11 protein-coding genes are annotated in these 11,378 nt (G+C 73.6%); 4 read left to right on the plus strand and 7 right to left on the minus strand.

The genetic code is table 11. The annotated features are described in order from the left end of the window. Positions 1 to 27: 27 nt before the first annotated feature. The 5 genes from araD to CCN42_RS28565 all read right to left on the minus strand — a co-directional run bounded on the left by araD (position 28) and on the right by CCN42_RS28565 (position 4,975). On the minus strand, positions 28 to 1,752 hold the full coding sequence (gene araD / locus CCN42_RS28545) for an L-arabinonate dehydratase (protein WP_086739920.1): 1,725 nt from the start codon (positions 1,750 to 1,752) through the stop codon (positions 28 to 30). Then, the gene (locus CCN42_RS28550; protein ID WP_086739922.1) at positions 1,749 to 2,657 is read right to left on the minus strand and encodes a dihydrodipicolinate synthase family protein; all 909 of its coding nucleotides are present in this window, start codon (positions 2,655 to 2,657) and stop codon (positions 1,749 to 1,751) included. The genes araD and CCN42_RS28550 overlap by 4 nt, the downstream gene beginning before the upstream one ends. Beyond that, positions 2,654 to 3,322 carry a GntR family transcriptional regulator gene (locus tag CCN42_RS28555; protein ID WP_086171642.1) on the minus strand — a complete coding sequence of 223 codons (669 nt, stop codon included), beginning with the start codon at positions 3,320 to 3,322 and terminating at the stop codon, positions 2,654 to 2,656. Before CCN42_RS28555 ends, CCN42_RS28550 begins: the two co-directional genes overlap by 4 nt. A 120-nt stretch (positions 3,323 to 3,442) precedes the next feature. Then, entirely contained in the window at positions 3,443 to 4,195 is a 753-nt protein-coding gene (locus tag CCN42_RS28560) for an MBL fold metallo-hydrolase (protein ID WP_086739923.1), read from the minus strand. A gap of 183 nt (positions 4,196 to 4,378) precedes the next feature. Then, entirely contained in the window at positions 4,379 to 4,975 is a 597-nt protein-coding gene (locus tag CCN42_RS28565; RefSeq protein ID WP_086739925.1) for a TIGR03086 family metal-binding protein, read from the minus strand. Positions 4,976 to 5,156: 181 nt separating this feature from the next. On the opposite strand from CCN42_RS28565, the gene CCN42_RS28570 reads away from it, so the two are divergent. Next, on the plus strand, positions 5,157 to 5,435 hold the full coding sequence (locus CCN42_RS28570) for a hypothetical protein (protein WP_086739926.1): 279 nt from the start codon (positions 5,157 to 5,159) through the stop codon (positions 5,433 to 5,435). A gap of 173 nt (positions 5,436 to 5,608) precedes the next feature. On the opposite strand, the gene CCN42_RS28575 is transcribed toward CCN42_RS28570, so the two are convergent. Continuing rightward, positions 5,609 to 6,775 (minus strand): hypothetical protein, encoded by a 1,167-nt coding sequence (locus CCN42_RS28575; protein WP_086739928.1) that lies wholly within the window; start codon positions 6,773 to 6,775, stop codon positions 5,609 to 5,611. After that, positions 6,772 to 7,713, minus strand: a complete 942-nt coding sequence (locus CCN42_RS28580; RefSeq protein ID WP_086739930.1) for a 5-dehydro-4-deoxyglucarate dehydratase — start codon at positions 7,711 to 7,713, stop codon at positions 6,772 to 6,774. Before CCN42_RS28580 ends, CCN42_RS28575 begins: the two co-directional genes overlap by 4 nt. 253 nt (positions 7,714 to 7,966) lie before the next feature. Between CCN42_RS28580 and CCN42_RS28585 the strand changes: the two genes are divergently transcribed. The 3 genes from CCN42_RS28585 (at position 7,967) to CCN42_RS28595 (ending at position 11,338) form a co-directional block, all read left to right on the plus strand. Then, positions 7,967 to 8,776: an NAD-dependent epimerase/dehydratase family protein gene (locus CCN42_RS28585; RefSeq protein ID WP_086739934.1), complete on the plus strand. Its 810-nt coding sequence runs from the start codon at positions 7,967 to 7,969 to the stop codon at positions 8,774 to 8,776. Positions 8,777 to 9,119: 343 nt separating this feature from the next. After that, positions 9,120 to 9,887, plus strand: a complete 768-nt coding sequence (locus CCN42_RS28590) for a DeoR/GlpR family DNA-binding transcription regulator (RefSeq protein ID WP_211294820.1) — start codon at positions 9,120 to 9,122, stop codon at positions 9,885 to 9,887. 77 nt (positions 9,888 to 9,964) lie between these two features. Then, positions 9,965 to 11,338, plus strand: coding sequence for an ABC transporter substrate-binding protein (locus CCN42_RS28595; RefSeq protein WP_086739937.1), 1,374 nt, complete (start codon positions 9,965 to 9,967; stop codon positions 11,336 to 11,338). Positions 11,339 to 11,378: the final 40 nt, after the last annotated feature.

The following is an 11,378-nucleotide window of genomic DNA, read 5'->3' on the forward strand; positions in this document are numbered from 1 at the left end:
GTCGTGCAGGGCGCGGGGCGGCGGGGCTCAGCCCGCGTAGGGATCCGCGACCTTGCCCGGCCGGGCCAGGAACTCGAAGTCGCAGCCGGTGTCGGCCTGGGTGATCTGCTCGTTGTAGAGCGCGCCGTAGCCACGCTCGTAACGGGTGGGCGGCGGGGTCCACTCGGCGCGGCGCCGGTCCAGTTCCTCGTCGTCCACGTTCAGGTGCAGGGTGCGCGCCTCGACGTCCAGGGTGATCAGGTCCCCGGTGCGCACCAGCGCGAGCGGCCCGCCGATGTACGACTCCGGCGCCACGTGCAGCACGCACGCGCCGTAACTGGTGCCGCTCATCCGGGCGTCGGAGATCCGCACCATGTCCCGCACCCCCTGCTTCAGCAGGTGGTCGGGGATGGGCAGCATGCCGTACTCGGGCATGCCCGGGCCGCCCTTGGGGCCGGCGTTGCGCAGCACCAGCACACTGTCGGCGGTGATCTCCAGCGCCGGGTCGTTGATGGTGCGCTGCATGGTCCGGTAGTCGTCGAAGACGACCGCGGGGCCGGTGTGCTTGAGCAGGTGCGCTTCGGCGGAGATGTGCTTGATGACCGCGCCGTCCGGGCAGAGGTTGCCGCGCAGCACGGCGACCCCGCCCTCGGGCGCCACCGGGTTGTCCCGGGGCCGGATGACGTCGTCGTTGTGCACCTGGGCGCCCGCGATCTGCTCCCGCATCGTGTCGTACGACACCGTCGGCCGGTCCAGGTGGAGCAGGTCCGGGATGCGGGAGAGGAAGCCGGGCAGGCCGCCCGCGAAGTGGAAGTCCTCCATCAGGTACGTCCGGCCGCCGGGCCGCACGTTGGCGAGGACCGGGACCGTGCGGGCGATGCGGTCGAAGTCGTCGAGGGTCAGCCTGACGCCCGCGCGCCCCGCCATGGCGATCAGATGGATGACGGCGTTGGTGGAGCCGCCGAGCCCGAGGACGGTCGTGACGGCGTCCTCGAAGGCCTCGGCCGTGAGGATGGCGCTCAGCTTCCGGTCCCGGTGGACCAGGTCGACGATGGTCATGCCCGCCTTGGCGGCCATCCGGTCGTGCCCGGAGTCGACGGCCGGGATGCTGGAGGCGCCCGGCACGGTCACCCCCAGCGCCTCGGCGGCGGCGGTCAGCGTGGACGCGGTGCCCATGGTCATGCAGTGGCCGGGCGAACGGGCCAGGCCGCTCTCCAGCTCGTGCATCTCGCAGTCGCCGATGAGACCGGCGCGCTTGTCGTCCCAGTACTTCCACATGTCGGTGCCGGAACCCAGGACCTCGTTGCGCCAGTGGCCGGGCAGCATGGGACCGGCGGGCACGAAGACGGTGGGCAGGTCGACGCTGGCGGCGCCCATGAGCAGCGCCGGCGTGGACTTGTCGCAGCCGCCCATCAGCACCGCGCCGTCGACCGGGTAGGAGCGCAGCAGCTCCTCGGTCTCCATGGCGAGCATGTTCCGGTAGAGCATGGGCGTCGGCTTCTGGAAGGTCTCGCTGAGGGTGGAGACCGGGAACTCCAGCGGGAAACCGCCGGCCTGCCACACCCCGCGCTTGACCGCCTGGGCGCGGTCGCGCAGGTGGACGTGGCAGGGGTTGATGTCGGACCAGGTGTTGAGGATCGCGATGACCGGCTTGCCCAGGTGCTCCTCGGGCAGGTAGCCGAGCTGGCGGGTACGGGCGCGGTGGCTGAAGGAGCGCAGTCCGTCGGTGCCGTACCACTGGTGGCTGCGGAGGTCTTCCGGGCGGCGGGTCATATCGACCACCCGGCGGCGATGGCCGCGACCTCGGCCCGCTCCTGCTCCGGCAGCGGCTTGCTCGGCGGGCGCACCTCGCGGCGGCACAGGCCGAGCGAGGCCAGGGCCTCCTTGACGACGGTGACGTTGTTGGCGGAGCCGTTGGCGGCGCGCAGCTCCTCGAAGCGGCGGATCTGCTCCCAGACCTTCATCGCCGCCGGGTAGTCGCCGGACCGGAGCGCTTCGATCATGTTCAGCGAGACGGCCGGGGAGACGTTCACCAGCCCCGAGGTGAAGCCGGTGGCACCGGCGGAGAAGTAGGAGGGGGCGTACGGCTCGGCGAGCCCGGCCACCCACACGAACCGGTCCAGGCCGGCGTCGCGGGCGAAGGCGGCGAAGCGCGCGGCGTCCGGGACGGCGTACTTGACGCCGATCACGTTCGGGCAGGCGTCGGCCAGTTCGGCGAGCCGGTCGCCGTGCAGCTGCGCGTTGCGGATGTACGGCACGACGCCCAGCTCGGGCACGGCCTCGGCGATCGCCCGGTGGTAGTCGACCCAGCCGCTCTGCGAGACGTACGGGTGGACGGGCTGGTGCACCATCACCATCTGGGCGCCGCGCTCGCGGGCGTGCCGGGCGCAGGCCACGGCGGTCGGCACGTCGTGGCCGACGCCGACCAGGACCACGGCGCGGTCGCCGGCCTCGTCGATGGTGATCTCGGTGACGAGCTGCCGCTCCTCGGGTGTCAGGGCGTAGAACTCTCCGGTGTTGCCGTTCGGGGTGAGCGTCCTGACCCCACCGTCGAGCAGACGACGCAGCAGGGCCCGGTGGGTGTCCTCGTCGACGGAGCCGTCCTCGGCGAAGGGTGTCACCGGGATCGCGACCACGTCGGCCAGGGCCGTCCGCTGGGTCTCGAACGTCGTTGTCATGCCTGACCGTCCTCTCCCTGGGCCTCGACCTGTACGTCGGGGAAGGCCCGCTCGACGAAGGACGCGATGTGCGCGTGGAGGGCGCGCGCCGCGCCGTCGGCGTCACCGGCGAGGGCGAGCCGCAGGATCTCGCGGTGCTCACTGGCCTCCCGCTCCCAGGAGGGATCGGCGGCCCAGGCCACGGCGGAGACGAGGGCCGCCTGGTCGCGGACCTCGTCGAGCATCCGGCCGAGCAGCGGGTTGCCGCACGGCACGTACAGGGCGCGGTGGAACTCCCGGTTGGCGAGCGACCGTTCGGCCGTGTCCGTGGCGTCGTCCGCCCTGGTCAGCGCCTCACGGGCGATGTCCAGGGAAGCGCCGCGGCGCACCGTGCGGCGCAGCGCCTCGGGTTCCAGGAGCAGTCGCACGTCGTAGACCTCGCGCGCCATGTCCGCGTCGACCATGCGCACCGTGACGCCCTTGTACTGGCTCATCACCACCAGCCCGGTCCCGGCCAGGGTCTTCAGCGCCTCGCGCACCGGGGTCTTGGAGACCCCGAACTGCGCGGCGAGCTCGGTCTCGACCAGGGCCTGACCCGGAGTCAGCTGTCCGGTGAGGATGCGGTGTTTGATCCCTTCCAGCACGTACTGCGTGCGGGAGGGGATCGGCGTGGGCACAGAGGTCATGCGCGCCTCTCGGATATCGCGTATCGCGTCTCATATATGACGTACGAAGTACGACGCGTTGAAGCTAGGGGCGCCCCTGTGTTTCGTCAATGCTTCTGACAAAGGAAGTTGAGGTTGCCTTCAGAGGCGGTGGACGGCGCCCTCCCGCGCGGTGCGGGTGGGACCGCCGAACACGGCGGCGGCTCGCGCGGTCGCCGACCCGGGGGTGAGCGTGGGCCCGACATGGGTGATCAGCAGGCTCCGCGCACCGGCCGCGCGGGCGGCGGCACCGGCGTCCTCCGGCGTCAGGTGCACCTGTTCGCCTTCGCGATGCGCGTCGATGTCGGCCTCGCACAGGAACAGGTCGGCGTCGCGGGCGGCCTCGGTGAGGGCGGGGCAGGGGCCGGTGTCGCCGGAGTACGCCAGCACCCGGCCGCCCGCCTCCGCACGGAGGCCGTACGCCGGTACGTCGTGCACGACCGCGCGGGAGGTGAGCAGCAGCTCGCCGTGGCGGGCGGTGCGGCCGTCGGCCAAGGGGTGGAAGGCGAAGACGCCCGCGAGGAAGTCCGGGTCCGGGCGCCCGAGGAACCCCGCCAGGCGCTGGGCGCACCCGTCGGGGGCGTACACCGGGACGGGCGCGGGCGGGGTGAGGCCGCCGTACGCGAAGGCGTAGAAGGCGGACAGCAGGTCGGCGGTGTGGTCCGCGTGCAGATGGGAGATCCAGATCGCGCTCAGCCGCGCCGCATCCGTGTGCCGCTGCAACTCCGCGAAGCTTCCGGGGCCGGCGTCCACCCACACCTCGGCGCCCGGCGCGCTCAGCAGATAGCCGGAGCAGGGCCGGCCGGGGGCGGGGTGCGGCGAGGCGGTACCGAGGACGGTGAGCGTGAGAGACATGCGTGGAGGCTACGGATCCGCGACCCGGCGCGCTCGCGGATTACGGCGCCCTGCCGGGCGTCAGCGCGGCGCCCGGCCCGACGCCGGGCCCGGTGTCAACGCGGCGCCCAGCCCGGGTCAGCGCGGCGTCCAGCCCGGGTCAGCGCGGCGCCCGGCCCGGGTCAGCGCGGCGTCCAGCCCGGGTCAGCGCGGCGTCCAGCTCGGGTCGCGGCCGCTCAGTCCCACCGCGCGGTCGAGCAGCGGGGCGTTCGCGGGGACGTCGACGACCGGGCCGAAGATGGCGTCCCGGCCGGGGTCCCCGACGCTCTCGGCGAGGAAGGCGTGGCAGGCGGAGAGCGCGGCGGGGTCGGGGACGTACTCCTGGCCGGTGGCACGGGCCAGGTCCCAGCCGTGGACGACCAGTTCGTCGACGGCGACCAGACCGGCGACGTCGCCGGGCAGGTCCACTCCCCCGGCGCGCGTCATCCCCGTCCAGGCGGCCGGGTCGCGCCACGCCTCCGCCAGCTCGTCGAGCACCTTGGGCAGCTCCTCGCGCCAGCCGGGGCCGATGTCGGGCAGCGTGGAACCCGGGTCGGTGTCGGTGGTCGCGCCCAGCTCCTTGCGGCCCGCGTCCCGGAAGGCGGCGGCGAGCCCGGTCAGATGGCCCAGCAGGTTCCGCACGGTGTAGCGGGGGCAGGGCGTCGGGCCCGCCAGCCGGTCGTCGGGGACGCCGGCGGCGAGGCGGGCCAGGACCGCCGTCTGCGGTCCGAGGTCGAGGGTGGTGCCGGTCGGGTCGGTCATCCGCTGCTCCTCAGGGTGTGGTCCTGAGTGGTGGACCGGCGTCGGCGGCGGAACTCATCGGCGCGGCCCGCCCCGCTCGGCCGCGTCGGCCGATGCCGGCCTTCCGGCAGGCGTCGTCGACGGCGGCCGGCGTGGCCGTCCGCGCGGTGCCGGCCCCGGCCGGACAGGTCCGGGTGACGTCGTGCAGCGCCTGGCGCGTGCCGGCGTGGCGGGACGGCTCAGACGCACCAGGGCGGAGGAGGACGAGCAGCGCCCGTTCCTCGACCCTCAGGACCGGATCGCCGGCCCCGAACGGGTCGGCCCCGCGGTGGGCGCGGCCTTGGTGGGACCGGTCGGCCACCGCCTGCTGCTGGCGCCCCCGGGCGCCGCCCTGGCGGCGACGTCGACGGCACCGGCCCGGCGCCCGCCCGGCAGCGAGCCCTCGGAGCGCGCCTCACCGCCGGACACCGCCCCGACGTGACGCGGCCGGTCCCCGCGCGGCCCCCGCGGGGACGTACTTCCCGCGCCATCGGCGACCGGCCGCCGGCGCGGCCGTGCCGACGCCCGCCCGGCACGGCACCGCCGAGCGGCGAGCGGCGAGCCCACGGCGTCGAGGACCCGCCACCGTCGGCGGGACGCGCGTCGGCCCCGGCCTCAGCGCCCGCCGAGCGCGGACCGCACCTGCGCCAGGTCGGCGTCCGACGCGAGCCCGGCGTGGTACAGCCGGAGTTCCGTCGCGCCGAGGTCGCGGGCGCGGGCGGTGTCGTCCGCGAGGGTGCCGGGGCTGCCGCCCATGCCGGAGACGACGGTGAGGTTGGCGGCGAGGACGGCGCCCGCGCGGCCCTGTTCCGCGAACGGGGTGAGCAGGCCCGCGCCGCCGGTGCAGGGGACGACCACGCCGTCCGCGACGGAGAGGACGTGCGCGGGGTCGACGCCCGCGTTGGCCCCGCAGTGGTAGGACACCGGGTCGGCGTGCAGGAGGACCTGGAAGCCGTCGGGGGCCTCCGCGCGGACCGCGGCGACGGCCTCCTCCTGGAGGGTGCGGGCGGTCGCGTCGCGCCACGCGCGCGTGGCGGTCGCGGTGGTGTCGCCGAGCAGCTTCTCGACCGCCGGCCAGCCTCCGTCGGAGGGTGCCCCCTGCCACACCGGTTCCAGCGCGGCCCGTACGGCGGCGGCCAGTGCGTCCGGGTCCAGGCCGTGCCCGGCGTAGCCCGCGCGGCAGTCGGGGCAGAAGCACAGCGACATCAGGTACTGGCCGGCGTCGCCGAGGCCGACCCCGCCGGTCTTGTCGTGGGCGTGCAGATGGGCGAGGCCGTACCAGCCGAGGGACTCCAGCTCGGTGCCGCGCGCGCCGGGCCGTACCGCCGCCTCGGCGGCCAGGTCGACGAGGTACGCGCGCGTGGCGGGCTGCGCGATGCACGGCGCCCAGGGGTAGCGGTCGCCGTAGGCGTTGACGACCGAGGTGTCCGGGTGCTCGGCGCCGAGGCGGGAGTTGTGCGCGAGGACGACCCAGGTGTGGATCTCCAGACCGGCGTCGGCGAGCGCGGCGGCGGCCTCTCCGTAGGCGTCCGCCTCGGGCGCCCAGGCGCCGGCCGGGTAGGGGCGCAGGGTGCGGCCCGCCCAGCGGTCGCCGGGCGGGTAGAGCACGGCGGCGTGTTCGGCGGTGACGACGCGGTGCCGGGGGTGGCGGGGGGTCAGCGCGCGGGTGGAGTGGTAGGCGGAGGCCAGGGTGACCTGGTGTACGCCCAGCTCCGCGAGGTGCCGCGGGGCCCGTGGGTCGCCGTTGACGTCCCAGGGGTAGACGAATGCCGACGCCTTCACTTGGTCTCCTCCAGCAGCGCGTGCCCACGCTCGATCAGCTGAGCGAGCTGCTTGACATGGTCCTCGCTCGGCTCGTGCAGCGGGGGCCGCACCTCCCCCACGTCCAGCCCGGACAGCCGTACTCCGGCCTTGACCAGGGCGACGGCGTAGCCGCGGCCCCGGGCGCGCAGTTCGACGAAGGGCCGGTAGAAGCCGTCGAGCAGGCGGTGCGCGGTGGTGTCGTCGCCGGTGCGCAGGGCCTGGTGGAAGGCGAGGGCGAGTTCGGGCACGAAGCAGAAGACGGCGGAGGAGTAGAGGGCGACGCCGATGCCCCGGTAGGCGAGCTGGGTCTGCTCCGCGGTCGGCAGGCCGTTGAAGTAGAGGAAGTCGCCGGGGACTTCGGTGCGGACGGCGCTGATGATCCGCTGCATGAGGTCGAGGTCACCGAGGCCGTCCTTGAGGCCGACGATCCCGTCGGTGCGGGCCAGTGCGACGACGGTCTCCGGGGTGAAGACGGCGTTGTCGCGCTGGTAGACGATGACGGGCAGCGCGGTGGCCGCCGCGATCTCCCGGTAGTGCCGCAGCAGTCCGTCCTGCCCCGCGACGACGAGGTACGGCGGCATGGCGAGCAGGCCGTCGGCGCCCGCCTCCTCGGCGAGCCGCGCGTACCGTACGGCGAGCGCGGTGCCGTAGCCCGCGCCGGCGACGACCGGGACCCGCCCGGCGGTCTCCTCGACGGCGGCCCGCACGCACCGCTGGAACTCCTCGGGCGTGAGCGCGTGGAACTCTCCGGTGCCGCAGCACGCGAAGACGGCCGCGGCTCCGGCCTCCACGCCGCGGCGCACATGCGCGCGGAAGACCTCGATGTCGACGGTGCCGTCCGGGCCGTAGGCCGTGACGGGGAAGAAGAGCGGCCCGCTGGGCACGGTGAGGCGGGCGGCGAGAGGGGCTGTCGTCACGGGCTCTCCCGGGATCCGAGGTCCATATTCATAATCTGCGTCTACATTTCTGAACGCCTCCACGCTAAAGGGGGCCCGGGAGCCGGGTCAAGCTCGCCAACCCCCGACACATCGGCGGATTTCCTGGTTCCGCGTGACACTTGACGGGCGTCGCGCACCCTCTTAGCGTGTCCACGAATATGAATGCCGTACGCGCATGTGCACACTTCTCGACGCACCCTGTGCACGGCTGGCGATGCAAGGAGACCCGAGGATGCCCGCTCCCCGCACCGTTCTGCTCACCGGCGCCGCCGGCGGGCTCGGCACCCTGATGCGGGACCTGCTCCCGGACTACGGCTACGACCTGCGCCTGCTCGACCTGCGCCCCATCGACGGCGCGCCGGACGCGATCGTCGCCGACCTCGCCGACAAGGACGCGATCCGGGAGGCCGTACGGGGCGTCGACGCGATCATCCACCTCGCGGGCATCTCCCTGGAAGCCCCCTTCGAGAAGATCCTCAAGGCGAACATCGAGGGCACCTACCACCTGTACGAGGCCGCCCGCGAGGAGGGCATCGGACGCATCGTCTTCGCCTCCTCCAACCACGCGGTCGGTTACACCCCGCGCCCCCAGGGCGACGACCCCCTCATCCCGATCGACACCCCGCGCCGCCCGGACACCTTCTACGGCCTGTCCAAGTCGTTCGGCGAGGACCTGGCGCAGTTCTACTGGGACAAGCACGGCCTGGAGACCGTCTCCGTGCGGATCGGCTCCTGCTTCCCCGAGCCGACCAGCGTGCGCATGCTCTCCGTCTGGATGAGCCCGGCCGACGGCGCCCGCCTCCTCCATGCGGCGCTCACCGCCGAGAACGTCGGCCACACCGTGGTCTACGGCTCCTCCGCCAACACCCGCCTGTGGTGGGACCTCACCACCGCGCGGGCGCTCGGTTACGACCCGCGGGACGACTCCGAGCCGTACGCCGAGAAGCTGATCGCCGAGCAGGGCGAACTGGACCCCGAGAACCCGGCGCACGCCTGCCTGGGCGGCCACTTCACGACCGAGCCGCCGATCTGGCCCTACTGAATCAAGCCACGCGGAAAAGGCGGGCGGGCACCGAACGGGCCCGCCCGCCCGGCATTCGGTCACGTCCGGCGGCGAGCCGAGCCCGCCCGGACACCGCGCGACCGCGCCCCGTGAGAGGCGCGGGGAACCGCGCGACCAGCCATGACGCCCCCGCGGACCCGACCCGGCCGCGCCCTCCGGCTGCCGCGTCCGAGACGGGCACCGTTCCCGCCGAACAGGCACCACCCGGGCAGCATCGTCTCCGTAACAGACCTGGTCAGCACCCCACAGCCGCTGTAGAACTTGCCCCGTGGCCCCACAGCGGGCCCGAACGGGCAACACGGCGAGAAGGCGAGTGACGACCATGGACAGGACCGCGGAGGAGCGCCGGCGCGAGATCGTGCGGGTCGCCCGGGCCACCGGCTCCGTCGACGTCACCGCCCTCGCCGCCGAGCTGGGCGTGGCCAAGGAGACCGTGCGGCGGGATCTGCGCGTCCTGGAGGACCACGGCCTGGTGCGCCGCACGCACGGCGGGGCCTACCCCGTGGAGAGCGCCGGGTTCGAGACGACGCTCTCCTTCCGGGCCACCAGCCACGTCCCCGAGAAGCGCCGCATCGCCGCCGCCGCGGCCGGGCTGCTCGGGGACGCGGAGAGCGTCTTCGTCGACGAGGGCTTCACCCCGCAGCTCATCGCCGAGGCGCTGCCCCGGGACCGGCCGCTGACCGTGGTCACCGCGTCCCTGCCGGTCGCGGGCGCGCTCGCCGGGGCGGCGAACGTCTCGGTGCTGCTGCTCGGCGGCCGGGTCCGGGCCGGCACCCTCGCCACCGTCGACCACTGGACGACGAAGATGCTGGCCGGATTCGTCGTCGACCTCGCCTACATCGGCGCCAACGGCATCTCCCGCGAGCACGGCCTGACCACCCCCGACCCCGCCGTCGGCGAGGTCAAGGCACAGGCGGTGCGGGCCGCGCGGCGCACCGTCTTCGTCGGGGTGCACACCAAGTTCGGCGCGGTGAGCTTCAGCCGGTTCGCGGAGATCGGCGCGCTGGAGGCGATCGTGACGAGCACCTTGCTGCCCGCGTCCGAGGCGCACCGCTACTCGCTGCTGGGCCCGCAGGTCGTCCGCGTCTGACATTCCCACCCACTCCCCCCAGGGCACCGGCACACCGTCCGGTGCCCCATATCTCCCCATACGTCCAGGAGCGATCCATGCGAACCCAGAGCCGACGACGGCCCCCGCGAGCCACGCTCGCCGCAGCCGCCGCAGGGACGCTGCTCGCCCCGCTGCTCTCCGGCTGCTGGGTCGGAGCGGGCGGGGGCGGGTCCGGCGGCGACGCCATCAACGTCCTGATGGTCAACAACCCCCAGATGGTGGAGCTGCAGAAGCTCACCGCCGCCCACTTCACCGAAGAAACGGGCATCAAGGTGAACTTCACCGTCCTCCCCGAGAACGACGTCCGCGACAAGATCAGCCAGGACTTCGCCAACCAGGCCGGCCAGTACGACGTCGCCACCCTCTCCAACTACGAGATACCGATCTACGCCCGCAACGGGTGGCTGAAGGAGATGGACTCCTACGTCGCCGAGGACCCGGCGTACGACGAACGGGACATCCTGAAGCCGATGCGCCAGTCCCTCACCGGCGACGACGGCAAGCTCTACGGCCAGCCCTTCTACGGCGAGTCGTCCTTCCTGATGTACCGCAAGGACGTGCTCGCCCGCGCCGGCCTGACCATGCCCGCACACCCCACCTGGCGGCAGGTCGCGGACCTCGCGGCGAAGGCCGACGGCGCCGAACCCGGCATGAAGGGCATCTGCCTGCGCGGACTGCCCGGCTGGGGCGAGGTCATGGCCCCGCTGACCACGGTGGTGAACACCTTCGGCGGCACCTGGTTCGACCAGGACTGGAAGGCCCGGCTCGACAGCCCCGAATGGAAGGAGGCGACGGAGTTCTACGTCGGCCTCGTCCGCGAGCACGGCCAGTCCGGCGCCGCCCAGTCCGGCTTCGCCGAATGCCTGAACAACATGACCCAGGGCAAGGTCGCCATGTGGTACGACGCCACCTCGGCGGCCGGCGCCCTGGAGGCGGCGGGCTCCCCGGTCAAGGGCAAGATCGGCTACGCCCCCGCGCCCGTCGAGAAGACCGCCTCCTCCGGCTGGCTCTACACCTGGGCCTGGGGCATCCAGGACGCCTCCCGCAACCCCGACAAGGCGTGGAAGTTCGTCTCCTGGGCGTCCGGCAAGGAGTACGAGCGGCTGGTCGGCGAGGAGATCGGATGGTCCAGCGTGCCCGCCGGCAAGCGCGCGTCGACGTACGACCACCCCGCCTACCGCGCCGAGGCCGCCGCCTTCCAGGAGATGACCCGCGCCGCCATCGAGGGCGCCCGCCCCGACGACCCCGGCGTCCAGCCGCGCCCCGCCCCCGGCATCCAGTTCGTCGGCATCCCCGAGTTCACCGATATCGGCACCCAGGTCTCCCAGGAGATCAGCGCGGCCATCGCCGGACGCCAGTCCGTCGAGACGGCCCTGGACAAGTCCCAGCAGCTCGCCGAGCGCATCTCCGAGGAGTACGAGGGACGATGACCGCGACGACGACGGCCCCCGCGCCCGCACCCCCCGTGAG

The organism is Streptomyces glaucescens (assembly GCF_002154375.1).
Lineage (GTDB): Bacteria > Actinomycetota > Actinomycetes > Streptomycetales > Streptomycetaceae > Streptomyces > Streptomyces glaucescens.

Bases quoted from the DNA above. Each gene is read 5' to 3' on its own strand.
- CCN42_RS28550 (WP_086739922.1), bottom strand. From the start codon at position 2,657: ATGACAACGACGTTCGAGACCCAGCGGACGGCCCTGGCCGACGTGGTC.
- CCN42_RS28590 (WP_211294820.1), top strand. From the start codon at position 9,120: ATGGACAGGACCGCGGAGGAGCGCCGGCGCGAGATCGTGCGGGTCGCC.
- araD (WP_086739920.1), bottom strand. From the start codon at position 1,752: ATGACCCGCCGCCCGGAAGACCTCCGCAGCCACCAGTGGTACGGCACC.
- CCN42_RS28565 (WP_086739925.1), bottom strand. From the start codon at position 4,975: ATGACCGACCCGACCGGCACCACCCTCGACCTCGGACCGCAGACGGCG.
- CCN42_RS28585 (WP_086739934.1), top strand. From the start codon at position 7,967: ATGCCCGCTCCCCGCACCGTTCTGCTCACCGGCGCCGCCGGCGGGCTC.
- CCN42_RS28595 (WP_086739937.1), top strand. From the start codon at position 9,965: ATGCGAACCCAGAGCCGACGACGGCCCCCGCGAGCCACGCTCGCCGCA.
- CCN42_RS28560 (WP_086739923.1), bottom strand. From the start codon at position 4,195: ATGTCTCTCACGCTCACCGTCCTCGGTACCGCCTCGCCGCACCCCGCC.
- CCN42_RS28555 (WP_086171642.1), bottom strand. From the start codon at position 3,322: ATGACCTCTGTGCCCACGCCGATCCCCTCCCGCACGCAGTACGTGCTG.